This window comes from Kribbella sp. CA-247076 (assembly GCF_050942445.1).
GTDB lineage: Bacteria > Actinomycetota > Actinomycetes > Propionibacteriales > Kribbellaceae > Kribbella.
This window is the reverse complement of the sequence record NZ_CP192051.1, coordinates 1,753,513-1,777,904: the sequence shown is the minus strand read 5'-3', so window position 1 is coordinate 1,777,904 and position 24,392 is coordinate 1,753,513. Positions and strand designations below refer to the sequence as shown.

Below are 24,392 nucleotides of genomic sequence, written 5' to 3'. Positions count from 1 at the left end.
CGCCCGATCTTCGGAAGATAGTTCGCACCCACCGGCAGCAATCTTCCGCAAACCGCCCCGTGGCGGTGTCCTTCGTGCTCAGCGCATGTTGTGGAGGAGGGCTGACTGGAGGTAGCCGAGCCAGTCGTAGAGGTCGTAGGTGAGCCGGCGGGGGTCGTCGTCCGGGAGTTTCTCCCAGGTGGCGTAGTCGTCTTCTTCTTTGATGTCGAGACGGGTGCCGATCGCCAGGCGGAGGTCGTTCAGCGCACGCAACCACGCCAGCTGCTCGTCCGGCTCCAGCGCGATCTCGTCCGCACCGGACGCCTCCAGCGCGGACAGCACCCGCTTGGCGTCACCGATCTTCCCGTCGCGCAGCCCGCGCTCGGTGAACCGGCGGAACTCCGCGGACGCCATATCGTCCTCCTTGTACGCGTCCGGCAGCAGCCGCTGCAGGACGACGTCCTCGGGCGGCGACGTCGGCCCGTCGCTGTCGAGCAGCGCGGCCAGCGGGTCCGACGACTCGGTCGCGCGCGGCGGCATGCCGTCGTACAGGAGCTCGACCAGGTTGCGGAGCAGGTTCGCCAGGATGTCCGCCTCGTGCTCGGCGAAACTGACGACGACGGTCTTCCGGCGCTTGCGGAACCGCGTCACGACTTCTCGCAGGTGGCCCACAGGCCGTAGGAGTGCATCGCCTCGACGTCGCGTTCCATCGCCTCGCGGTTCCCGTTCGACACCGCCGACTTGCCGTCGGTGTGGACCTGCATCATCAACTTCTCGGCCTTCTGCTTGGAGTAGCCGAAGTAGGTCTGGAAGACGAACGTGACGTAGTCCATCAGGTTGACCGGATCGTTCCAGACGATCGTCACCCACGGTGGGCTCAGCTCGATCGCCTCGTCGACCTCGGGGCTCTCGAGTTCGCTGGGTGCGGTGCTCACCGGTCCATTCTCTCCATCATCGGTTCGTCGTTCGCAATAGGCTGCCCTTGTGACCCACGCAGTGACGCACGCAGGGACGGATTCCACCGCGCTCCTGACCGACCACTACGAGCTGACCATGCTGCAGGCCAGTCTGGCCGACGGTACGGCGCACCGCCGGTCGGTCTTCGAGCTGTTCGCCCGCCGGTTGCCGGACGGCCGCCGGTACGGCGTCGTGGCCGGCGTCAACCGGCTGCTCGACGCGCTCGACCGGTTCCGCTTCGACGAGCAGACGATCGCGTTCCTGGCCGACCGGGGTGTCGTCGACCAGGCTACCCGGGACTGGCTGGCCGACTACCGCTTCAGCGGCGACATCGCCGGGTACGCCGACGGCGAGATCTTCTTCCCCGGCTCACCGGTGCTCGTGGTCGAGTCCAGCTTCGCCGAGGCCGTGCTCTTGGAAACCGTTTTCCTCTCGATCCTGAACCACGACTCCGCGGTCGCCTCGGCCGCCTCCCGGATGACCTGGTGGGCCGGCGGCCGGCCGTGCATCGAGATGGGTTCGCGGCGGACCCACGAGGAGGCCGCGGTCGCCTCCGCGCTGGCGGCGTACATCGGCGGGTTCACCGCGACCTCCAACCTGGCCGCCGCCCGCCGGTTCGGGATTCCGAGCACCGGTACGGCGGCGCACTCGTTCACCCTCCTGCACGACCGCGAGCGGGACGCGTTCACCTCCCAGGTCGATGCCCTCGGCAAGGGCACGACGCTGCTGGTGGACACCTACGACGTGGCCGAGGCGGTCCGGACCGCGATCGACATCACCGGCCCCGAGCTCGGCGCGGTCCGGCTGGACTCCGGCGACCTGCCGTCGCTGGCCGGCCAGGTCCGCGAGCAGCTGGACTCGCTCGGCGCGACCAAGACCCGGATCATCGTCACCAGCGACCTGGACGAGTTCCAGATCGCCGCGCTCGCCCCGGCGCCGGTCGACGGGTACGGCGTCGGCACGTCGCTGGTCACCGGGAGCGGCTACCCGACCTGCGGGTTCGTGTACAAGCTGGTCGCCCGGGAGGACGCGGACGGCACGCTGGTCCCGGTCGCGAAGAAGAGCGTGGACAAGATCTCCATCGGCGGCCGCAAGTGGGCGCTGCGGCGACGATCGGCCGCCGGGGTCGCGGAGGTCGAGCTGATCGGCGTCGGCCGGGCGCCGACCGACGACGGCGACGACCGCGAGCTGCTGAAGCCTCTGGTCGAGGGCGGCAAGATCGTCGGCCGCAGTACGCCGGACGAGGCGCAGGCGCACCACCTCAAGGTCCGCGACGAGCTCCCCCGCTACGCCAGCCAGCTGAGCCGCGGCGAACCGGCGATCCCGACCGAGTACATCGGCGACTACGACGCCCGGAACCCGTTCCTGCCGCGGAGCCACGGATGAGCACCGAGCAGGCCGAGGGCAAGCCGGTGGTCTGGTCGCCCGACGCGCCCGCCGGCGAGGCGGACGTGCTGATCGCGATGCGGTTCGCCGACCGCGCCGCCCGGAAGGCCGTCAGCGAGGAGCTGGCCGGGACCGGCCTGCACACCGGCCAGGAGCTCGTGCTCGCGAAGCTGCTGCACCACGGCTCGCTCCCGGTCGCGCAGCTCGCGAAGGTGCTGGACGTCGAGGTGCCGACCGCGACCAAGACGACTCAGCGGATGGAGACCGCAGGGCTGGTCCGCCGGGTGAAGAGCTCGACCGACGCCCGCCAGGTGAGCATCGAGCTCACCGACCGCGGCGTCGAGCTCGCGCACACGGTCCAGGAGGTGTACGACCGGGCCGGCCGCCGCGCCCTCGCCCAGCTCACCCCCGAGGACCGCCGCGTCCTGCGCAACCTGCTCTGGACCATCACCACGACCCTCGAGCCGATCTCACCCGAATAGGTATGCGTCCAGGTACGGGTTGCGGAACGTGCCGTTCGGGTCGTACTTCGCGGCCAGCTCGACGAAGTCGGCGACCTTCGGGTAGCACGAGCGCAGGTACGTCGCGTCGGCGGCGAACACCTTGCCCCAGTGCGGCCGCGCGCCGAGCGGGTTGAGCCCCTCCTCCACCGCGGCGACGACCGGACGGACGGCGGCCTCGTCCTGGATCCAGGTGAAGTGCAGGGCCACGGTGTCACGCCCTTGGCTCGGACTCAGCCACAGCTCGTCGGCGGCGATCGTCCGTACCTCGGACACCTGGAGCACCGGCGCCAACTGGTTGCCCAGGGCCCGTAGTACCTCGAACGACTCGGCCGCCCTCGACCGCGGGACGAAGTACTCCGACTGCAGCTCGTCGCCGTTGCTCGGGGTGAACTCCAGCCGGAAGTGCGGCAGCCGCTCGTTCCACGGGCCGGGTACGCCGCCCTGCTGGGTCGCGTAGTCGGCCGGCATCACCTTGATCGGGTGCCGCGGCCCGTCGGCGGGACGCGCCCCGAGCCACTCGTCCTCGATCGGCGCGCCGGCCCGCTGCTTGCGCCACACCATCACGTCCGGGTCGACCCAGTCGGTGAACGCGCTGACGCTGTACGCGCTGCCCATCACCTCGGCGAAGTCGCTCCCCAGCCGGTCCACGGGCAGGCCGTCGTACACGACCTGACTGATCTCGTACGACGGCCGGACGTCGAGCGTCAGGCTGACGGTGACGCCGAGCGCGCCGAGCGCGACGACCGAGCCGGCGAAGTCGGCGTGGTCACGGGTCAGCGTGACCAGATCGCCCTCGGCGTCGACGAAGGTGATCGCGTTCACTGCGTCCGCGAGCAGGCCGTTGGTGTCGCCGGAGCCGTGCGTGCCGGTCGAGCAGGCTCCGGCCACGGAGATGTGCGGGAGCGAGCCGAGGTTGTGCAGCGCGAGTCCGCGGGCCTGGAGCGCCGCGGTGATCTCGCCGTACCGCAGGCCGGCCGACACCGTCACCCCGCCGTCACCGGTGTCGATCACCTTCGGCAGGTCCGCGACGCTGACCAGCGTGCCGGTGCTGTCGGCGATCCGGTTGAACGAGTGCCCGGTGCCGAGCACGCGCACCTTCTCACTCCGCCCGACAAGCTCCTGCAACTCGGCCACGGACGAAGGACGTTCGAGCGGCCCGGCGAACCTGATGTTCCCGGCCCAGTTCGTCAACTCCGTCATCGTTCCGCCCCTTCTCCCGGCGCTCCCGGCTCCGACTCTGACACACCGGTCCCGTCCTGGGCAGCCAGGTCTTACCCCTTGGAGCGCACCGAGATGTTTCGGAGAGCGGCGAACCCCCTGACCATTAGGGTGACGAAGGCAACCAATCCCCTTCGAGAGGACAGCATGTCGCGCGTCACCTTCTCCCGCCGCCGGGTCTTCACCGCCCTCGGCCTGGCGGGTGTCCTGGCCACCGGTACCGCGGTCACCGTCGCGGTCAACGGCCCCGAATCGTCGCAGGCCGCCACCACCTCGCCGGCGTCCGTCGCGGCGGATGTCTCCGTCACTCGCGCGATCAAGTGTGACGACAAAGCCGGCTCCAACGACTTCTACGACGGCCCGTCGGCGTCGAACAAGTACGACAGCCGGTTCAGCAACAGCGCCACGCTGCCGCACCTCGGGTCGTACATCCCGCAGGGCATCGGCACCTGGTGGAACTGGTCCGGCTCGAAGAACCTGCTGCTGGTGACGATGTACCACACCGGCAGGAACTCGATCATCGTCGGCATCGACCCGGCCACGAACAAGGTCGTCGGGGACGTGCAGATCGCGGAGACCCACGGCGGCGGGATCACCACCGCGTACGGCTGGGCGTTCGTGCAGGGCAGCACCAACGGCATCCGCAAGTACAAGCTGTCCACCCTGGCCGCGGCGATGAAGAAGTCCGGGACGCCGTACGTGAAGGCCGTCGGCTCCGAGCGCAAGGTGTACGGCGCGTCGTTCCTGACCAGCTACGGCGACTCGCTGTTCGCCGGGAAGTTCAACGACAAGGGCCGGGACAAGATGTACGAGTACAAGATCAAGTCCGACGGCACCCTGGTCACGATCAAGAAGGCGTGGGAGGTGCCGATGAAGACCCAGGGTCTGCTCGTCACCAAGGGCCACTTCATCTACAGCACGTCGTACGGACGCGACAAGCTGAGCAACCTGTACGTCGTCAAGCGCGGCCAGCCCGACCTGGACAAGGCCAAGCTGTCCTGCTTCCGGGCACCGAGCATGTCCGAGGGCCTGACCGAGTACGGCGGGCGCGCGTACCTGGTGTTCGAGTCGGGCTCGTACAAGTACCGGTCCGACCCGAAGACCAAGAACGTGATCACCCGCCTGCACAAGGCGTCGATCTCGTCCCTGACCGGCCTGGTCTGAACCGCTCCCGAACGGCGCCGCACCACCCCGGTGCGGCGCCGCTCGCACTTCCCGGAGGTTGTGATATCTCCCGATGGTGTACTCGTTCGGGGTTGCGGCCTTCTGGTTCCTGGTCTTCTGTGTGAGTTTCTGGCGGGACCGGCGGTTGTTCCGGAACGGGATCTTCCTGGTGGTCGCGCTGATGTTCGCCGGGGTCGGGGTGATCTTCGCGCTCGAGTCGGTCTCGGGCACCGCGGCCCGGCTGCTGGTGATCGCGATCCTGGTGGCGATCCCGGTGGCGATCGCGGTCCTCGCGGTGTTCCTGGTCGTCAACGGGGTCACGATGATCCGGCGCGAAGGACGGCGGCCGGCCAACCTGCTGTCGCTGGCCGCGGGGCTCGGCATCATCGGGTTCGTCGTCTTCGGGCTCGCTGTCCAGCGGATCGGCTGGGAGCCGCTCGCGGCGCTGCGGTCGATCCTGGTCGGCGTTCTGACGTACTTCTCGTTCCTGTTCGTCTGCTTCCTCGCCTACGCGTTCGTCTACAGCCGGGTCCGGTCCGCACGGAAGGTCGACTTCATCGTCGTGCTCGGCTCCGGGCTGCGCGGGTCGACGGTGCCGCCGCTGCTGGCGAGCCGACTGGACCGCGCGCGGCAGGTGTACGACCGGATGGTCCGCCGGGGCCGCGCGCCGGTGATCATCACGTCCGGCGGCCAGGGCCCGGACGAGGACGTCCCCGAGTCGCACGCGATGGCGTCGTACCTGATCGAGCGCGGGGTGCCGGCGGACCGGGTACTGCGGGAGGACCGGTCGACGAGCACGTGGGAGAACCTCACCTTCAGCCACGACCTGATGGTCGCCCGGCGGCCGCAGTACCGCTGCCTGATCGTGACGAACAACTTCCACGCCTTCCGCGCCGCGCTGACCGCGCGCCGGGCCAAGGTCAACGGCCAGGTGGTCGGCTCCCCGACCGCCCGCTACTACTGGCCGACGGCAACGATCCGGGAGTTCGTCGCGATCCTCTGGACACACCGTTACCTGAACGGCTTCGTTTGCCTGGTCATCACGGCCGCCACCGTGCTGCAGTACGTCTAGCTCAGCATCAGGACCGCGGCGACGACGCCGGCGATCACGATCAGCACGCGGAGCACGGTGGGCGGGAGGCGGCGGCCGATGTGCGAGCCGACGTACCCGCCGACGACCGATCCGATCGCTAGCAGACCGGCCGCGGTGAGGTCGAGGTCGGCGACCAGGACGAAGATGAAGCCGGCCACCAGGTTCGCGGCCAGCAGTGCGAGGGTCTTCAGCGCGTTGACGATCCGCAGGTCGAGATCGAGCCCGAGGCCGAGCACGGCCATCATCATCACGCCCGCGCCGGCGCCGAAGTAGCCGCCGTACACACCGGTCAGCGCCGTGAAGACTGTGGTCGCCGGAGTCATCGTGGCCCGTACGCCGGGGTGCTCCTCGTGCCGCGTGCCCAACCAGCGCGTGATCCACGGCTGGACGCCGACGATCAGGCAGGTGAAGAGGATCAGCCACGGCGCGAGGGAGGCGAACACCCCGGGCGGCAGCGCGAGCAGCAGCGCCGCGCCGCCGATCGCCCCGAGAGCACAGATCACGACCACGGCGACCGTGGTCGGCCGGCGTACCTCGCGCAACTCCCGGCGATACCCGAACGACCCGCTCAGCGCGGCCGGCAGCAGGCCGAGGGTGTTGGATGCGTTCGCGACGACCGGCGGGATCCCGAGCGCGATCAGCACCGGGAAGCTGAGCAGCGACGCCACGCCGACCGTCGACGTCAGGATGCCGGCGCCGAGGCCTGCTGCGACGACTGCCACCTGTTCGGGCCCGGTCACGACTGCCCAACGGGCGTGACTGGGTCCACGGGCGGCGAGTGCATGGAGGTCAGCTTATTGACAGGTGGACAGCGGGCTGTGGTTGAGCCTTCGAACCTCAACCGTCGACTTCCCCGCGCCTGACACACCCCGCGTCATCGCGCCAGGCTGCGTCCCAGCCGTGCCAGCGGGGACAGGCTCAGGCACATCGGCGACAGGAACAGGCCCGCGGTCGCGACGAACAGGGCCGGGCGGGTCCCGATCACGTCCGCGGCCGCGCCGCCGAGCAGTGCGCCGACCGGCGTCAGTCCCAGGCCGAGGAAGTTGATGGTGCCGGCCACCCGGCCCTGGAGGGGTAGCGGCGTGACCGCCTGGCGGATCGCCATGACGGCCACGTCGACGGTCTGGCTGAAGACGCCGTACAGGAAATTGATCACGATCAGCGCGGCGATGGTCGTTCCGCCGGCGCCGTGCAAGGCCGACGTACACAGCATCACCAGGTCGGAGATCAGCGCGGCGAAGACGACGACCCGGCCGTAGCCGAACCAGCGCGGCATCCAGCCGGACAGCAGCGAGCCGACGAGCGCACCCGGCCCGAAGGCGGCCAGGACGATCCCCATCACCGCGCCCGGCATCTCGAGCGAGCGGGCGAGGAAGAGGAGGTACACGGTCATCAGGGCGGTGAAGAAGAACTGGTAGACACAGGTCGCGATCGCCACCGCACGCAGCGAACCGTCGCCGACCACGGCCTTCAGGCCGGCCCGGATCCCACCCGACGACGGAGCCGGAGTCACGCCGAGGCCACGGATGCGCCAGATCGACAGGAACGAGACCACGAAGAAGAACGCGCTCGCCAGGACGGCGAAAGGTGCTGTCAGCAACGACACCAACCCGCCGCCGAGGGCCGGCCCGGAGATCTGCGCCGCCGACTTGGTGCTCTCCAGCATGCTGTTGCCCTGCGCGAGCTGGTCCCGTCGGACGAGCCGGGGGAACGACGCCTGGCAGGTGACGTCGAAGCACACGCTGAAGACTCCGCAGAGGAAGCCCACGACGTACAGGAACGGCAGTCCGAGGGTCCACGCGATCGGGACCAGCCCGAGCAGGACGGCGCGACCGAAGTCGGCGGACACCATCATCGTGCGTGCCCGCCAGCGGTCGACGAGTACGCCGACGAACAGCGAGCACACCAAGATCGGCACCTGCTGGGCGGCCCGGAGCCCGCCGAGCTGGGCGGCGCCGGCGCCGAGCGAGGTGACCGCCACCAGCGGCAGCGTCACCTGGGCGGCATGGACGGCGAAGAGCGAGGCGCTCTGGCCGAGCCAGAGCATGCGGAAGTCACGATCGGCCCACAACGACACGGGAAGTCCTCGGAGTCAGCCCGGAATCCGGGCAGGGGGAACCGTGCCGCCGTGCATCGGAGGCGGCACGCGATGACGGCTGAGGTCAGCGCGTGCCCGGTTGACCGGGCATTCCCAACTCCTCGAAAGATCGACTCCCCCGCACCCTAGCCACCGACCGCGACCCCACCAACCGGATTTCGCGAGAGGGGTTGCACGCGAGGTCATTAGACGGCTAAGTTTCTGATTAGCCGACTAACTACTTGAAGGGTATGCGATGGAACTGGGGTTGACAGGGGCAGCGGTGCTGGTGACGGGCGGGTCGTCCGGGATCGGCCGGGAGACGGCGATCGGGTACGGGCGTGAGGGCGCCCGGGTCGCGATCACGTACAACTCCCGCAAGGACGCGGCCGAGGCGGTGGCCGAGGAGATCGAGGCGGCCGGCGGTACGGCGTACGTCGTACCGATGGATCTGAAGGAGCCGGAGACGATCGCGGCGGCCGTGGCCGCGACGGTACGGCGGTGGGACGGGCTGGACGTGGTGGTGGGGAACGCGGTCGACTGGGGCAGCGCCGGCTTCCACGACCGGCCGGTGAACATCGAGGACGCGAAGCCGGAGTGGTGGGTGCCGGTGATGCGGGCGAACCTCGAGGGCAACTTCCACCTGGTGCAGCAGGTCGCGCCGGCGTTGCGCCGCTCGGAGCACGGCCGGCTGGTGCTGCTCTCGACGGACCTCGCCGAGCGCGGTCTGCCCGGCTCGTGGCCGTACAGCGCCGCGAAGGCCGGGCTGCACGGCCTGGTCGCGAGTCTCCAGCACGACCTGGGCAAGGACGGCGTACTGGTCAACGTGGTCATGCCCGGGATCACGCTCGAGAACGGTGAGCACCGGGTGATCCCGAAGGACGCCGTCGATCAGATCGCGACCACGTTCAGTGCGCGCAAACTCCCGGACACCGCCGACCTCGCGGCCGCGATCCTGTTCCTGACCTCACCCCGGACGACCGCGATCCAGGGCGAGATCCTCCGCGTCACCGGCGGCCACCTGCTGCCGGGCTAGCGGACCTTGACGGAGGCGAGCGCGCTCATCCGGCTGTTGCGGCCGTCGGTCACCAGCACGCGGTAGGCGACCGACTGGCCGCTCGTCAGACCGCTGTCGGCGAACGTGGTGACCGCCGGCTTCGTCCAGGAGTACGACGAGCGCTTCCAGGTCCCGACCTTCGTCGTCCCGCGGTACAGCACATAGGTCAGCGAGATGTTGTCGAGGTCCACCACCGTCGGAAAGGCGACCGTCGTCCGGTTCACCCGCGTGCTGGACACCTTCGGCGCCGCCGGCAGCCCCGGCCGGGCTCCGCCGGCCGCGTTGGTGAACCGCGTCAGGCCTTGCTGCGGTACGCCGTTCACCTCGGTGAAGTCGCCACCGGCCCACAGGTCGTCGCCGCCGGACGCGAACGCCAGCGGGCCGACCAGGGTCTCGCCGCCCGCGGTCATGTTCGGGTACCAGGGCCCGAGCTTGCCGTTGAGCCCGCTGTACACCAGCAGGTGGTGCATGCCGGTCTTGTCGGGGAAGCCGCCGTCCCGGCTGCAGTCGTGCGCGTGCGAGCCCTTGTAGACCCAGTTGCCGATCGCCTTGACCGCCTCGGTCGCGCCCAGGCACTTGCTCTGCCAGATCAGCTTCCCGGTCGTCGCGTCGGCCGCGAGTACACCGTCGTAGCAGCCGATCCCGCTGCCGGCGTTGCCGACGAACACCTTGGTGCCGAGGACGTCGATGTCCTTCACCCGGCTGTCGCAGTCGGCCGTCTTCCGCGGGATGGACGCGGCGGCCGACATCGGGTACGCGGCGCCGGTCGTGGTGTTCACCATCGCCAGGGCGTGATGTTCCTTGTCCTGCAGGGTCTCGAACCCACCGCCCACGAAGACCCGGCTGCCGTTGGCGGACAGCTCGATCGCGTGCACGTCGTCGTCGGCGTCCGGGTTCCAGGGCTGCAGTACGCCGGTGGTCAGCGCGACCGCGGCCAGGCGGTTGCGGACCGCGTTGTCGACCCGGCCGAACGCACCACCCAGGTACACGGTGGTGCCGGAGATCGCGAGCGCGGCGACCCGGTAGTTGACCGCCGGATCCCAGCCGGCCACCAGCTGCCCGGTCGCCACGCTGAACATCGCGATCCGCTTCCGGGGCTGGCCGTTGACCGTGGTGAAGTCCCCGCCGATCACGACCCATTTGCCGTCCGGGCTGGCGGCGATGGTCCAGACGGCGCCGTTCAGCTTCGGGGCGAACCGGGTCGGTGCACCGGTCGTCCGGTCGAAGGCGGCCAGGTACGTCCGGGCCGCGTCCCCCTCGCCGAGCGACTTCCCGGGCTGCCGGATCCGCGTGAACAGCCCACCGGCGTACACCGTGTCCCCGGCGACCGCGAGCGCGTTCACGCTGGCGTTGGTCTGCCAGGTCGTCTGCTTGACCGCGGACACGGCCGACGCGAACCCCGGCGACGCCGCCTCCACCGGCCGGCCGGACGGCACCACTGCGGCGGCGACCACGGCCGCGGCGGTGACCACGACCAGAACTGCCTTCTTCATCAACCATCCCCCGCGATTCGCTGTGCCGTGACTATGCGCCACCACACGATAACTGTCAGCGCCGACTGGGGCGAAAACGGCCCCGCGGCGTGCGCTCGGCGTGCCGGAGGGGTCACGCTTGTACCGTGGGCACAGGACACCCTGGAGAAGGAGCGTCACGATGAGCCGGGCCTTGATCGTGGTCGACGTACAGAACGACTTCTGCGAGGGCGGAAGCCTGGCCGTCAAGGGTGGCGCGGACGTGGCGTTCCGGATCGGCGAGCTGCTGCACAAGTGGTACGACGCCGAGCCGGCGGACAAGCAGTACGAGTACGTCGTGGCCACGCGCGACCACCACATCGACCCGGGCGACCACTTCTCCACCGATCCCGACTACGTGAACTCCTGGCCAAGGCACTGCGTCGCCGGCACCGACGGCGTCAGCTTCCACCCGAACATGGACCCGCAGCCGTTCGACGCGATCTTCGACAAGGGCGAGTACGCGGCCGCCTACTCGGGATTCGAGGGCAAGGCCCAGGACGGCCGCGCGCTCGCCGCCTGGCTGCGGGACAAGGGCGTCACCGAGGTCGACGTCTGCGGGATCGCCACCGACTACTGCGTCCGAGCGACCGCCCTCGACGCCCACCAGGCAGGCTTCGGCACGACGGTTCTCACCACGCTCACCGCCGGCGTCGCCCCCGGGACGACCGAGCAGGCCCTGACCGAGCTCCGAACCGCCGGCGTCCAGCTGACCTGACCGCGGGCCGCCGTACGATCGTCATCTCCGCCGGTCTCCGGAGACTTTTCGCCACCTGGTGGCGGTTTTCTTCCGGTAAGCCGCGATTCACCACAGGTCCACGGCGAGCGACAACACCTCAAGAGGTGACGACGACGGGGGTACCGCTGGAGACGAGGGTCCAGGTGCCGGGTTGGAAGGTGGTGGGGTCGATCGTGCCGGTGGTGGTGACGTGGTCGATCATGAGCTGGCGGATCTCGAGTTGGCGGTTGTAGACCACGGGCGCGGTCGTGATGTGCGGGAAGTTGCCGCCGCCGGATTGGCGGTAGTTGTTCACGGCCACCACGAACCGCTGGTCCGCGGCCACCGGGATCCCGCCGTACGTCAGGTCCGTGATCCGTGAACCGGGTGGCTTGGCGATGTCGATCGTGTAGCTCAGCGGCTCGGTCAGCCCGCCGATGATGTCGTAGTTGTAGTCCGGCGTCCCGTTCGGCGCGGTCGGGGTCGGTGCGTTGGTGATCTGGCTGGAGGTGAACGGCCCGGTCCCGGTCACCTGCCGGAAGTACTGCGCGGAGAACTCGAGGTACTCGCGGACCTGCGTACCGGTCATCGTCACCGCGAGCAGCGTGTTGTCGAAGACGTACAGCCCGGCCACGTCGCGGATCGAGACGTCTCCGGCCGGGATCGCGGCCGCCCGGTTGAACGGCGCCGCGATCGCGAGCACCGGGAGCGCGGCCTCGGGCGTACCAGAGAGCGCCTTCGCCACCGCGTCGGCCTCGACGAAAGTGACGAAGTCGAGGGCGGCGGTCGCCTCCCACGGCGCGGTCGCGGCCGACATCGCCTCCGTGCAGGTGCCGATGGTGGAGTTCACGTACTCGATCACGGTGTCGTGGTCCTGCTCCAGCAGCTCGACCACGGCGGGGTCGGCGTCCACGAGGTTCGCGTTCAGCACCTTCGCCTGCCGGCCGACGACCGTCCACCGGCCCTGCTCGCGACTGAGGTCGAGGTGGATCAGCGACAGCCGCATGCCGAACTTCAGCGGCTCGGTCAGCACCACCTGCTCACCGGTCCGCCGGTTCCTCACCAGCCGCTCGGGGATCTCCTGGTGGGCGTGCCCGACCAGGACGGCGTCGATGCCGGGAACGGTCTCGGCCATCAGCGCCGCGGCGTTCTCGGGCACCGGCAGGGCGTCGCCGTACGACGAAGACAGGTCCATCCCGGAGTGGACGGCGACGATCACCACGTCGGCACCGGCCGCGCGGACCTGCGGCACCCAGGCCGTGGCCGACTCGACGACGCCGTCGAACCGGAGCCTGTTCTCGACCACCGCCTTGTCCCAGATCGCGATCCCGGGGTTCGTCAGCCCGAGGATTCCGACGGTGACCGGCTCCGCGCCCGGTACGTCGACCCGCCGCAGCTCGTACGGCGGGAATGCCGGACGACCCGTGGTCCAGTCCTGGGCGTTCGCGCCGAGCAGCGGGAAGTCGAGTTGCCGCTGGAACGTATCGAGGACGTCGAGGCCGTAGTTGAACTCGTGGTTGCCCAGCACCGCGGCGTCGTACCCGATCGCGTTCATCGCGCCGGCCATCGGGTGCAGCCGGCCGCCGGTGATCGGCTCGATCCTGGCGAAGTAGTACGCCAGCGGAGTGCCCTGGATGGTGTCGCCGGCGTCCAGCAGCAGTGGGCGCGGCGCGTCCGGGTCGGCGGCGATCCGGTCCCGGACGGCGGTGACCAGCGTGGAGACCTTGGCCAGACCGACGGCGTTGTGGGCGTAGTCGTCGTACTCGGCGTTCCTGAAGTAGTCCCAGTTGACGACGTGGCCGTGCAGGTCGGTCGTCCCCATCACGGTCAGGCGGACCGTCCGCTCAGCACTCATCCGCCCGCCTCGTCGTGTCGTCTGCCTGGACCGCCCACGATACGGGCGACACGCCCCGGCCCGACCGCCCGGTTGGCCCGCGACTACGAGAAGATGCCGCCCATGACCAAGCCGCCCGGCAAGCTTCTGCCGTTGGTCGCCGCCCTCCTCTGCGGTGCCGTCCTCGCCCAGGCCGCCGAACCGGCCGACCACTCGGTGACCACCGCGGCCCCGGCCGTGAGGGCCTCGGCCCATGCCCCACTGAGCATCCCGGTCGCGCGTCCGGCCACTCCGGCCGGGCCCCGCAAGCAACAACAGGAGCACCCACCCCAGCGACGTACGTCGACCACCACCACGGCCGGCGACTGGAACCTGACCAAGCACGGCAAGGTCCTGTACCTGACCTTCGACGACGGCCCGCAGCAGGAGTGGACGCCGAAGATCCTGCAGGTGCTGGCCAAGCACCGCGCGAAGGCCACGTTCTTCGTGCTCGGCCGGGAGGCGGCCGCGCATCCCGACCTGATCGCGCGGACCCGGGCCGCCGGGCACCGCATCGGCAACCACACCTGGGACCACCCGAAGCTGACCCAGCTCCCACCGGCCAGACTGCGGCAGGAGATCTCGTCCGGCGTGAAGTCGAAGTGCTTCCGGCCGCCGTTCCGGGACACGAACGCGCAGGTCGCGGCGGTCGCGGCGGCGTACCACCAGCGCCAGGTGCTGTGGGACATCGACACCAAGGACTGGTCCAAGCCCGGTACGGCGAAGGTCGAACGGGCGATCCTGCAGGGCGCCCGGCCCGGCGCGATCATCCTGATGCACGACGGCGGCGGCAACCGCGCGGAAACCGTCGCCGCGCTGGACAGCGCCCTCACCAAACTCACCCGCCAGGGCTACACCTACCGCGCGTTGCCTTGCTAACTGCCTAGGTGCTGACGCCTGCTTGGCCGGCGGAGAAGTGCTTGAGGGCCTGGTCGATGACGTGCACGGGCTGGTCGAGCGCCTTGACCAGGAACAGGCCGGTCGGGCGCAGCAGCGGGTTCGGTTTCACGACCGTACGCACGGCCGGCTGGTCCAGGCCACGGACGCCGGCCGTGGTCGCGCCCACGCCCGGCGCGAGCTCAAGCTCCAGCGTGTACTGGCCGAACAGCTTCTCCTGCCGGAAGCCGCGGACCGTCGGCCACGGCAGCACGACCGGGTACGCCGCTCCTTCGCACGCCAGCTCGAGCGCCTTCGGGGTCATCCGCATCGCGATCGGCTGCAGCTCGTTGGCGTCGTACCAGCGCTGTCGCTCGGACTGCAGCCGGAGCGCGAGCAGCGTGCTCACCACCAGCGGGACCATCGCCGCGATCAGCAGCAGCGCGAACGGCCACAGGCCCGCACCCTGGAACGCGATCAGCGCGTAGACCGCGGCCACGATGCCGATCGCGCCGAGCACGAGCGTGATCCACGCGCCGCGCCGCTGGACCGTGCGCACGACCTCCCGCCGATGCAGCACGGCCTCCCGATCCATGCCTACGACAAACGCCCCGTCCGCACTCACCGCCCAAGAATCGCACAGGATCAGGCCCCGCGCGGACGCAGGAGCTCCGGCCGGCGCTCAGGGCTCCGGCTCGGCGAGGGCTCAGGTGTTGCGGCGGCCGGCCCACGTCCAGGCGTAGACGCCGTCGTCGACCGCCGTCCCCGCCTCGCCGAGCTCCAGCGGGCGGAACGTGTCGACCATGACCGCGAGCTCCTCGAACCGCTCGGCACCGAGCGAGGCCTCGATCGCGGACGGCTGCGGCCCGTGCGCGTAGCCGCCGGGGTGCAGCGAGATCGAGCCGAGGCCGATCCCGGAGCCCTTGCGCGCCTCGTAGTCGCCGCCGCAGTAGAACATCACCTCGTCGGAGTCGACGTTCGAGTGGTAGTACGGCACCGGCACCGAGAGCGGGTGGTAGTCCACCTTGCGCGGGACGAAGTTGCAGACGACGAAGTTGTACCCCTCGAACACCTGGTGCACCGGCGGCGGCTGATGGATCCGCCCGGTGATCGGCTCGTAGTCGCTGACGTTGAACGTGTACGGGTACAGGCAACCGTCCCACCCGACCACGTCGAACGGGTGCGTCGCGTAGACCATCCTCGACCCGACGATCCCGCCCGGCCCGTTGCCCCGGTGCTTCACCAGCACCTCGACGTCGTTGCCCTCTACAACCAACGGCTCGCTGGCCGAGTGCAGGTCGCGCTCGCAGTACGGCGAGTGCTCGAGGAACTGCCCGTACCGGGACAGGTAGCGCTTCGGCGGCGCGATGTGCGAGTTCGCCTCGATGCAGTAGGCGTGCACGCCGCCCTCGCCCGGAAGCCAGCGGTGCGTGGTGGCCCGCGGGATGATCACGTAGTCGCCCTCGACCGCGTTCAGCACGCCGAACACCGTCTCCACGGTGGCCGAGCCCTTCTCGACGTACACGCACTCGTCGCCGATGGCGTTGCGGTAGTACGGCGACGGCTGCTCGGCGACGACGTACGAGATCCGGACGTCGCCGTTGCCGAGCACGAGCCGCCGGTCCTCGACGGCGTTGCTCTTGGACGTCTCGGCGAACAGATCGTGCAGCTTGAGGTGGCGCGGCGTCAGCGGATGGTTCGGGACCGTGGAGAGGTCGGGCAGCTCCCACACCTGCGAGTCGACGATCGCGGACGGTACGCCGGCGTGGTACAGCAGCGACGAGTCCGACGAGAACCCCTCCTCCCCCATTAGCTCCTCGTAGTACAGCCCGCCGTCCGGTTTCCGGAACTGGGTGTGCCGCTTCGGTGGAACCTGCCCGACCTGCCGGTAGAACGCCATTGCCCTGACTCCTGGTGTACGATAGTCGAACGCTTGCGTCCGCTTACCGAAAGCATCCGTTAGGCTCGGACCCATGTCAACCGTCCCTGCCCTGTTCCGGCACCTGGTCGACGACGCCGCCATGTTCCCGCCGGGGGACCTCCCCCTGGCCGAGGCGGTCGCCGCGCACCGGGACCATCGCCAGGCCGCGTACGCCGACCTGGTCGGACCGTTCGTGTGCACCGACGAGGACCTGATGAAGGTCGCCGCGGAGGCCGCCCGCGTCGGCCCGACCCCGCTCCGGGTCACCGTCGTGATCACCGGCGGCGCCGGCGGGATCGAGCCCGCCGTCCGGTACGGCGACCGGTCGGCCGACGTCGAGGTGACCGCGGTCGAGGTCCGGCTGCGCGCCGAGGACGACCTGTCCCGGAACGCGCTCCGGGTCGTGCGCGCGTGCGACGACTGCCTGGACGAGGAGAACGCGTTCGTCGAGGTCGGCCTGGACGGCGCGTGGGAGCGCGCGCTCGACGTCGTCGCCGACGCCGGGTACGCCGCCAAGCTGCGGACCGGCGGACTCGACGCCGCACTCTTCCCGTCGGAGGACCAGGTCGCCGCCTTCATCACCGCGTGCCTCGACCGCGAGGTCGCCTTCAAGTGCACGGCCGGGCTGCACAACGCGGTCCGCCACACCGCGGCGGACACCGGCTACGAGCACCACGGGTTCCTCAACGTGCTGCTCGCCACCCGGGCGTCCCTCGACGGCGCCTCCCAGGACGAGGTGGCCGCCGTACTGGCGTCCCGGGACGGCGCCGCGCTCGCCGCCCGCGCCGCCGACCTGTCCGAGGAGCAGGCGGCCGGCACCCGCAAGTGGTTCACCTCGTTCGGCTCCTGCAGCATCGACGAGCCCCGCCACGACCTGACCGCGTTGAAGCTCCTGGAGGCTGCCCCGTGACCTGGATCGACATCCCCGCGGACTCGCCGTTCGGGCCGGAGAACCTGCCGCTCGGGGTGTTCCGGCTCGGCGACGAGGAGCCGCGGGTGGGTGCCGCGATCGGGGACCAGGTGATCGACCTCGCGCCGGTCGCGTCCGCGCAGATGCTGGACGGGTCGCAACTGTTCGCCCGGCCGTCGCTGAACGACTTCCTCGCGCTCGGCCGTCCGGCCTGGCGCGCGACCCGGGACTGGCTGCTCGACCTGGTCCGCACCGAGACCGACCGGGACGTGGTCGAGCCGCACCTGATCCCGCGGTCCGCCGTCACCATGCAGCTCCCGTTCGAGGTCGGCGACTACGTCGACTTCTACGCCTCCGAGCACCACGCGACCAACCTCGGCCGGCTGTTCCGCCCGGACTCCGAACCACTGCTGCCCAACTGGAAGCACCTCCCGGTCGGCTACCACGGCCGGGCCGGCACGATCGTTGCCAGCGGCACCGACATCGTCCGGCCGTCGGGTCAGCGGAAGGCGCCGGACGCGGCCGCCCCGGCGTTCGGCCCGTCCCAGCGCCTCGACATCGAGGTCGAGCTCGGCTACGTCGTCGGTACGCCGTCGACGCTGGGCACCCCGGTGCCGGTCGAGGACTTCCGGGACCACGTGTACGGCGTCGTCATTGTCAACGACTGGTCGGCGCGCGACATCCAGGCGTGGGAGTACGTGCCGCTCGGCCCGTTCCTGGGCAAGTCCTTCGCCACCTCGATCTCCCCGTGGGTCGTCTCGCTCGACGCCCTCGAGGCCGCGGCCATCCCACTGGGCCCGCAGGACCCGCCGGTGCTTCCGTACCTCGCGGGCGACAACCTGCCCAACTACGACATCACCTTCGAGGTGCTGCTCAACGGGCACCGGGTGAGCAATCCGCAGTACAAGGACACCTACTGGTCACCTGCGCAGATGCTGGCCCACCTGACGGTGAACGGCGCCTCCGTCCGGACCGGCGACCTGTACGCGTCCGGCACCATCAGCGGCCCGGAGCCCGACCAGCGCGGGTCCTTCATCGAGCTCACCTGGGGCGGCCGCGAGCCGGTCCTCGTCGACGGCAAGGAACACACCTTCCTCGAGGACGGCGACGAGATCACCATCACCGCCCGCGCCACCACCCCCACCGGCACCCGCCTCGGCCTAGGCGAAGTCACCGGCAGAATCCGCCCCGCCTGACCCGACATCTGATCCAAGACTGATCTTGTTCATAAGTGTTCGTTTCTCTTGACCTGCTAGCGGTTACGTGCGAACTTTCTCCGCATGAAACGTTCAGTGGGTGTGGATTGCTGGCTGTAGCGCTGGCTGCTGGCGTGCTGACCGTGCCTGCGGGCGCGCACGCCGCGGCGGACCTGACGCTGCGGTCGAACGAACTGACGGTCACCGTGGGCGCCGACTTCCCCCGGGTGATCAAGTACGTCGACAACGCGTCCGGCCAGGCCCTCGGTGGCCAACCGGAGGCGATCTCGACCGTGACGATCGACGGCGTCGCGCGTACGGCCCGCCTGGCCGCGCCGACCACGGTCCGCGGCGGCACGGCGTCGTACAAACTGGCCTTCGACGCGCTGCCCGGCGTGGAACTGGACGCGAGTCTGAGCGTGGCCGGCCGGGTGACCACGTTCCGCGTGGACGCCGTCCGCGACACCGAGGCGTCCCGCGTGCACACGATCGACATCCCCGACCACGACCTGGTGTCGGTTGCCAGCACGGATGCCGGCGCGACCACGGCGTTCACCACGCTCGACCCGGACTCGACCCGGACCGCGGACAAGATCACGCCGATCACGTCCGCGACGCCCGCCGAGCCGTCGGCGACCGGAGCGGCGTACGCGTTCGTGAACACCAGCGGACTCGCGGCCGGGATCGAGTCGAACTCGGTCTACGACAAGCCGTCCGGTCAGTCCGTGGACGACGGCGCCCGGTTCTGGCACCGCGCCCGCAAGGCGGCCGACGGGACCACCCGGGTCGGCGTCTGGAGCGGTCAGTGGACCTACCGCGCGGACACCTCGCCGTACACCGAACCGCTCCCCTGGGCGAAGGTCGTCGTCACCCCGGACGCGAACCGGGACCGGACCGTCGACTGGCAGGACGGCGCGATCGCATTCCGCTCGATCATGATCGAGCCGCGCGGCGCCGACCAGGTGAAGGACCGCGTGGTCACGCACATCCCGTTCAACTTCGCCAGCCAGGCGACGCACCCGTTCCTGCGCACCCTGGACGACGTCAAGCGGATCTCGCTCGCCACCGACGGCCTCGGCCAGCTGGCGCTGCTCAAGGGCTACGGATCGGAAGGGCACGACTCGGCCCACCCGGACTACGGCGGCAACTACAACACCCGCGCCGGTGGCCTCGCCGATCTGAACACGCTGCTGAAGAAGGGCAAGGCCTGGAACGCCGCATTCGGGGTGCACGTGAACGCGACCGAGTCGTACCCGGAGGCGAACGCCTTCAGCGAGGAGCTGGTCGACAAGAACGCCAAGGGCTGGAACTGGCTGAACCAGAGCTACTACATCAAGCAGCGGCCTGATCTTGCTTCCGGCAACGTCATCGAGCGGTTCCGGCAACTGCGGGACGAGACCGACGAGAACCTGCAGCAGCTGTACATCGACGTGTACTACCAGTCCGGCTGGCTCGCCGACGGCCTGACCCGACAACTCGCCGACCAGGGCTGGCAGATCGCCACCGAGTGGGCCGACCGGCTGGAGCGGACGTCGCTGTGGTCGCACTGGGCGAACGACCTCGACTACGGCGGCGCGACCAACAAGGGGCTGAACTCCCAGATCATCCGGTTCGTCCGCAACCACGAGAAGGACGTCTGGAACAACGACCCGATCCTCGGCCAGACCAGCCTGGTCGAGTTCGAGGGGTGGACCGGCGAGACCGACTGGAACGCGTTCTACGCCAACATCTGGCAGAAGAACCTGCCGGCCAAGTTCCTCCAGCAGGAGCGGATCACCGACTGGAACACCGACGGCATCACGTTCACCGGCGGCGTCCGCGGCACGGTCGAGAACGGCAAGCGGACCGTGTACGACGGGACCGCGAAGGTGCTCGAAGGCGACAAGTACCTGCTGCCGTGGGACGACGACAAGAAGCTGTACCACTACAGCCCGGCCGGCGGGCGGACCACCTGGCAGGTGTCGGCAGCCTTCGGCAAGGTGTCGAAGTTCTCCGTCTACAAGCTGACCGACACCGGCCGCGTGAAGGTCGCGACCGCACCCGTCCGCCACGGCACAGTCACCCTCGACGCCGTAGCCGGTCAGCCGTACGTCCTCTATCCGCACTCGGCGCCCGCGCAGCGCTCGGCGAACTGGGGTGAAGGCACGCACCTGCAGGACCCTGGCTTCAACGCCGGCCACCTGAAGGCCTGGAACGTAAGGGGTTCGGCCACGATCGACACGCTGGAGAACGGCCAGCACGTGGCCTCGCTCAGCACCAGGTCGTCGTCGCTGCGACAGCGCATCACCGGCCTCACGCCGGGTCGCACCTACAGCGCGTCCGCCTGGATCGAGGTCGAGCCGGGCAAGTCCCGCACGACGACGGTGTCCGTCGACGGTGTGAGCAACACCGTCACGCGCTCGACCGCGCAGAACCGGGTGGCCGCGGACGACAAGCACGACGCCTACTACCAGCGTGTCCGCGTGGTCTTCGACGCCAAGGGCCGCAGCGCCGACCTGGTCATCGGCGCCGCCACCGGGAACGCGAAGGTTCGGGTCGACGACGTCCGGGTGGTCGAGACCAAGCGCCCGGCCGCCGGTGTGGTGGACGACTTCGAGAACGTCGACCAGGGCTGGGGCCCGTTCGTGAAGGGCGACGCGGGCGGGACCAACGATCCGCGGACCAGCCTGGCGAAGAAGCACGCGCCGTACACGCAGGCCGGCTGGAACGGCAAACTCGTCGACGACGTGCTCGACGGCGACTGGTCGCTGAAGTCGCACGAGGAGAACGAAGGCCTCGTCTACCGCACCACCCCGGCCACGGTGAACTTCCGGCCGGGCCACAAGTACAAGGTGTCCTTCGACTACGCCAGTGGTCGGGCCGGGCACTACGCGTGGGTGCAGGGCGTCGACCGGCCGTCGTCGGTGGACGTGAAGGCGACGCCGATCGGCGAGCAGCGGACCAAGGCGACGTTCAGCCAGGAGTTCGTGGCCGGCTGCGGTGGCGACTACTGGGTTGGCCTGCGCAAACTGTCCGGCGGCGGCGACCAGGCCGACTTCATCCTGGACGACTTCGCCGTCACCGACCTGGGCCCGACCTCCGAAGCGGCCGACTGTACGTCGATCGCCGTATCCGGAACGAACGGCCTGGTGTCCGGCGAGGCGAACACCCTCGTCACCACCTTCACCAACAACGACGTCGTTGCCGTGAAGGACATCACGCTCGCACTCGACGCTCCGGACGGCTGGACCGTGACGGCCGCGACACCGAACACGCACGCCACGGTTGCTCCGGGCACGAGTGTGACGACGAGGTGGGACGTCACGCCACCGGCCGGGACGCCGGAAGGGAAGTACGTGCTGACGGCAACTGGTGGTCAGGCGACGATCACCGCGGAGGCGACGGTCCTGCCGCCCGGGATCGTGCCGCAGTCCCGCATCAAGGTCGCCGACGTCAGCAGTGAGGACGTCGCCACGGGTGGCGCCGCGACCGAGGCGCTGGACGGCAATCCCAGCACGCTCTGGCATTCCGCCTGGTCCCAGGTCTCCCCACCGGCCGGTTTCCCGCACCACATGACGCTCGATCTCGGGTCGACGTACCAGGTGGACGGCTTCAGCTACCTGCCGCGGCAGAGCGGGACGAACGGGATGTTCAAGGGGTACGAGCTCTACGTCAGCGCGGACGGCCAGACGTGGGGTCCGCCGGTGGCGACCGGTGAGTTCCCGAACTCGACCGCCGCCCAGCGGGTGAACTTCACCGCCGAACCCGGGCGGTTCGTGAAGTTCGTCGGCACCAGTTCCCTCAACGGCGCGGTGTTCGGATCCGCCGCCGAGCTGAACGTCTACGGCACCAGGTAACGGGGCCTGAACCACGAACCAGGGGCCTTGCACACGTTATTACCTGTGCAAGGCCCCCGGTCTCTGGGTCCATCCACGCGTGGCGTCACGACTTGGCCCCAGGCTCGGGCGGGAGGACCAGGCGGGCGAGGGCGCCGCCGCCGGGCGCCTCGCCGAAGGTGAGGTCGGCGCCGAGGACCTTCGCGTGGCCGGCGGCGATGGTCAGGCCGAGACCGTGACCGACGCCGCGCTCGGCCATCCCGGACCGGAAGCGGCGCGGCCCCTCGGCGATCAGCTCCTCCGGATACCCGTTGCCGTGGTCAACCACCTCGACCGTCCGGCCGGACACCGTCACCTCGATCGGCGGCTTGCCGTGACGCAGCCCGTTGACGATCAGGTTGGCCAGGATGCGCTCGATCCGGCGCGAGTCGGTGGACACCGTCACGTCCGGGCCGGTCTGCCGGACGACCACGCTGTCCGGATCCAGCGCCTGCTGCATCCGCAACCGGCCGACCGCCGAGCCGACGAAGGCGCCCAGACCGACGAGCTCGAGGTCGGCCTGCTCCACGCCCGAGTCGAACCGGGCGATCTCGAGCAGGTCCTCGACCAGCCGCCGCAGCACCTTCGCCCGGTCCCGGACCAGCTCGCTCGGGCGGCCGGGCGGCAACAACTCGGCGGCCGTGGTCAGACCGGTGACTGGCGTCCGCAGATCGTGCGCGACGTCCGCGGTGAAACGCCGTTCTGCTTCGAGTTGCCCGCGCAGCGAGCTGGCCATCGTGTCCAGCGCGGTGGCGAGCGACTGCACCTCGTCCTTGCCCTTGCCGACCGCCTCGGCGGCCGACGCGTCCAGGTCCCCGGCCGCGATCCGGCGCGCCGTACCCGCGACCGCGACGATCCGTTTGGACAAGCTCCCGGCCAGGATCACGCTGACCAGCGCGACCAGGGCGACGGTGCCGATACCGCCCAGGACGAGCGCCTGCCGGAGCGCGTTCATCGAGTCGTCGCTGCTCTCGTAGTCCTGGACGATCGACAGGATCCGGCCGTCCTTGACCCCGGCCGCCGCCCACATCTTCGCGTTCGGCGAGCCGGTCTTGAACGTCGCCCGCTTCCCCTGCAGCACCGCCTCCCGCAACTGCGGCGGCAGCTCCGGGTCGTCCAGCTTCGAGTTGAACACGGTGACGCCGTTGCGGTCGTACGACGCCGCGGCCAGCTGGATCCGCTCGTCGGCGAAGCTGCGGGTCCGGTCCAGCCGGGCCGACTGCGACTGGGTGTAGACCGCGACGCAGAGCACCAGGATCGCGAGCGAGGACACCAGCAGGAAGATGAGACCCAGCTTCCCGCGCAGTCCCACGTCAGTGCCTTCCGTCCGAGGTCGGTGTGCTCCCGTCGGGGGACACTATCCAGGTGGTGTCCGACGGTCCAGCGACGCCGGACACGCCTACGCCCGCAGCTTGTACCCGAATCCGCGGACGGTCTCGATCCGGTCCGCGCCGATCTTGGTCCGCAGGCGTTGCAGGTGGACGTCGACGAGCCGGCCGTCACCGCCCCACTCGTAGTCCCAGACCCGCTGCAGCAGCGTGGACCGGCTGAGCACGACACCCGGGTTGTTCGCGAACTCGATCAGCAGCTTGAGCTCGGTCGGTGTCAGCTGCACGGTCGCACCACCCCGGCGTACCTCCAGCGCCTCCCGGTCGAGCTCGAGGTCGCCGAACGACTCCACCCCGGTCCCGGCCGCGGGAGCCGGTCGCTCCGGGTCCGACACCGCGCGCCGCATCACCGCGCGCAACCGGGCCACCAGGACCTGGGTGTCGAAGGGCTTGGTCACGTAGTCGTCCGCGCCCGCTTCGAGCCCGAGGACGACGTCCAGCGCGTCACCGCGCGCGGACACCATCACGATCGGGACCGTGCTGGTCTCCCGGATCCGCCGGCACACCGAGATGCCGTCCAGCCCGGGCAGCATGATGTCGAGCATCACCACGTCCGGGTGGATCTTCTCGAAACGCTCGATCGCCTCCAGGCCGTCCTCGGCCGTGGTGACGTCGTAGCCGTGCCGCTCGAGGGTCAACTGGGTCGCCTCACGGATCACCGCGTCGTCCTCGACCATGAGGATGCGCGCTGCCGGTTCTTCCGGTACCACC

The 24,392-nt window shown here is 69.8% G+C and carries 21 protein-coding genes; 10 read left to right on the top strand and 11 right to left on the bottom strand.

Features of this window, described 5'->3' with window-relative positions; genetic code table 11:
• Positions 1-78: 78 nt before the first annotated feature.
• Positions 79-630, bottom strand: coding sequence for a DUF2017 domain-containing protein (locus ACQPYZ_RS08540; protein WP_433166888.1), 552 nt, complete (start codon positions 628-630; stop codon positions 79-81).
• Complete coding sequence (gene clpS / locus ACQPYZ_RS08535; RefSeq protein WP_132211019.1) at positions 627-914, bottom strand: ATP-dependent Clp protease adapter ClpS; 288 nt, start codon at positions 912-914, stop codon at positions 627-629. The genes ACQPYZ_RS08540 and clpS overlap by 4 nt, the downstream gene beginning before the upstream one ends.
• A gap of 118 nt (positions 915-1,032) precedes the next feature.
• Between clpS and ACQPYZ_RS08530 the strand changes: the two genes are divergently transcribed.
• Both ACQPYZ_RS08530 and ACQPYZ_RS08525 read left to right on the top strand, forming a co-directional pair.
• A complete protein-coding gene (locus tag ACQPYZ_RS08530) occupies positions 1,033-2,322 on the top strand; it encodes a nicotinate phosphoribosyltransferase (RefSeq protein WP_433169642.1) in 1,290 nt (429 codons plus the stop codon).
• Positions 2,319-2,804: a MarR family winged helix-turn-helix transcriptional regulator gene (locus tag ACQPYZ_RS08525; RefSeq protein WP_433166887.1), complete on the top strand. Its 486-nt coding sequence runs from the start codon at positions 2,319-2,321 to the stop codon at positions 2,802-2,804. The genes ACQPYZ_RS08530 and ACQPYZ_RS08525 overlap by 4 nt, the downstream gene beginning before the upstream one ends.
• Here the strand turns inward: ACQPYZ_RS08525 and ACQPYZ_RS08520 are convergent.
• Positions 2,793-4,025: a D-arabinono-1,4-lactone oxidase gene (locus ACQPYZ_RS08520; RefSeq protein WP_433166886.1), complete on the bottom strand. Its 1,233-nt coding sequence runs from the start codon at positions 4,023-4,025 to the stop codon at positions 2,793-2,795. The two genes, ACQPYZ_RS08525 and ACQPYZ_RS08520, sit on opposite strands and share 12 nt — an antisense overlap.
• Positions 4,026-4,190: 165 nt before the next feature.
• On the opposite strand from ACQPYZ_RS08520, the gene ACQPYZ_RS08515 reads away from it, so the two are divergent.
• Complete coding sequence (locus tag ACQPYZ_RS08515; RefSeq protein WP_433166885.1) at positions 4,191-5,207, top strand: hypothetical protein; 1,017 nt, start codon at positions 4,191-4,193, stop codon at positions 5,205-5,207.
• Positions 5,208-5,280: 73 nt separating this feature from the next.
• A complete protein-coding gene (locus ACQPYZ_RS08510) occupies positions 5,281-6,279 on the top strand; it encodes an ElyC/SanA/YdcF family protein (RefSeq protein ID WP_433166884.1) in 999 nt (332 codons plus the stop codon).
• Here ACQPYZ_RS08510 and ACQPYZ_RS08505 read toward each other — a convergent pair.
• Entirely contained in the window at positions 6,276-7,040 is a 765-nt protein-coding gene (locus ACQPYZ_RS08505) for a sulfite exporter TauE/SafE family protein (RefSeq protein WP_433166883.1), read from the bottom strand. The two genes, ACQPYZ_RS08510 and ACQPYZ_RS08505, sit on opposite strands and share 4 nt — an antisense overlap.
• Before the next feature lie 134 nt (positions 7,041-7,174).
• The gene (locus tag ACQPYZ_RS08500; protein WP_433166882.1) at positions 7,175-8,377 is read right to left on the bottom strand and encodes an MFS transporter; all 1,203 of its coding nucleotides are present in this window, start codon (positions 8,375-8,377) and stop codon (positions 7,175-7,177) included.
• A 256-nt stretch (positions 8,378-8,633) separates the two neighbouring features.
• On the opposite strand from ACQPYZ_RS08500, the gene ACQPYZ_RS08495 reads away from it, so the two are divergent.
• Entirely contained in the window at positions 8,634-9,413 is a 780-nt protein-coding gene (locus ACQPYZ_RS08495; protein ID WP_433166881.1) for an SDR family NAD(P)-dependent oxidoreductase, read from the top strand.
• Here ACQPYZ_RS08495 and ACQPYZ_RS08490 read toward each other — a convergent pair.
• Entirely contained in the window at positions 9,410-10,927 is a 1,518-nt protein-coding gene (locus ACQPYZ_RS08490; protein WP_433166880.1) for a fibronectin type III domain-containing protein, read from the bottom strand. The genes ACQPYZ_RS08495 and ACQPYZ_RS08490 overlap by 4 nt on opposite strands.
• Positions 10,928-11,087: 160 nt before the next feature.
• Between ACQPYZ_RS08490 and ACQPYZ_RS08485 the strand changes: the two genes are divergently transcribed.
• Positions 11,088-11,663: a nicotinamidase gene (locus ACQPYZ_RS08485; protein ID WP_433166879.1), complete on the top strand. Its 576-nt coding sequence runs from the start codon at positions 11,088-11,090 to the stop codon at positions 11,661-11,663.
• 118 nt (positions 11,664-11,781) lie between these two features.
• Here ACQPYZ_RS08485 and ACQPYZ_RS08480 read toward each other — a convergent pair whose 3' ends face one another.
• Positions 11,782-13,518, bottom strand: coding sequence for a bifunctional metallophosphatase/5'-nucleotidase (locus tag ACQPYZ_RS08480; RefSeq protein WP_433166878.1), 1,737 nt, complete (start codon positions 13,516-13,518; stop codon positions 11,782-11,784).
• Positions 13,519-13,620: 102 nt separating this feature from the next.
• On the opposite strand from ACQPYZ_RS08480, the gene ACQPYZ_RS08475 reads away from it, so the two are divergent.
• On the top strand, positions 13,621-14,415 hold the full coding sequence (locus tag ACQPYZ_RS08475; protein WP_433166877.1) for a polysaccharide deacetylase family protein: 795 nt from the start codon (positions 13,621-13,623) through the stop codon (positions 14,413-14,415).
• A gap of 4 nt (positions 14,416-14,419) precedes the next feature.
• Here ACQPYZ_RS08475 and ACQPYZ_RS08470 read toward each other — a convergent pair whose 3' ends face one another.
• Positions 14,420-15,007: a hypothetical protein gene (locus ACQPYZ_RS08470; protein WP_433166876.1), complete on the bottom strand. Its 588-nt coding sequence runs from the start codon at positions 15,005-15,007 to the stop codon at positions 14,420-14,422.
• 111 nt (positions 15,008-15,118) lie between these two features.
• On the bottom strand, positions 15,119-16,312 hold the full coding sequence (locus ACQPYZ_RS08465; protein WP_433166875.1) for a homogentisate 1,2-dioxygenase: 1,194 nt from the start codon (positions 16,310-16,312) through the stop codon (positions 15,119-15,121).
• 73 nt (positions 16,313-16,385) lie between these two features.
• Between ACQPYZ_RS08465 and ACQPYZ_RS08460 the strand changes: the two genes are divergently transcribed.
• From ACQPYZ_RS08460 to ACQPYZ_RS08450, 3 genes are all read left to right on the top strand, one after another.
• Positions 16,386-17,243, top strand: coding sequence for a hypothetical protein (locus tag ACQPYZ_RS08460; protein ID WP_433166874.1), 858 nt, complete (start codon positions 16,386-16,388; stop codon positions 17,241-17,243).
• Positions 17,240-18,439 carry a fumarylacetoacetase gene (fahA, locus tag ACQPYZ_RS08455; RefSeq protein ID WP_433166873.1) on the top strand — a complete coding sequence of 400 codons (1,200 nt, stop codon included), beginning with the start codon at positions 17,240-17,242 and terminating at the stop codon, positions 18,437-18,439. Before ACQPYZ_RS08460 ends, fahA begins: the two co-directional genes overlap by 4 nt.
• Positions 18,440-18,573: 134 nt before the next feature.
• Entirely contained in the window at positions 18,574-22,275 is a 3,702-nt protein-coding gene (locus ACQPYZ_RS08450) for an endo-alpha-N-acetylgalactosaminidase family protein (protein WP_433166872.1), read from the top strand.
• Between the two features lie 85 nt (positions 22,276-22,360).
• On the opposite strand, the gene ACQPYZ_RS08445 is transcribed toward ACQPYZ_RS08450, so the two are convergent.
• On the bottom strand, positions 22,361-23,605 hold the full coding sequence (locus tag ACQPYZ_RS08445) for an ATP-binding protein (protein ID WP_433166871.1): 1,245 nt from the start codon (positions 23,603-23,605) through the stop codon (positions 22,361-22,363).
• Between the two features lie 87 nt (positions 23,606-23,692).
• Positions 23,693-24,391: a two-component system response regulator CseB gene (cseB, locus tag ACQPYZ_RS08440; protein WP_132317790.1), complete on the bottom strand. Its 699-nt coding sequence runs from the start codon at positions 24,389-24,391 to the stop codon at positions 23,693-23,695.
• Between the last annotated feature and the right edge of the window lies 1 nt (position 24,392).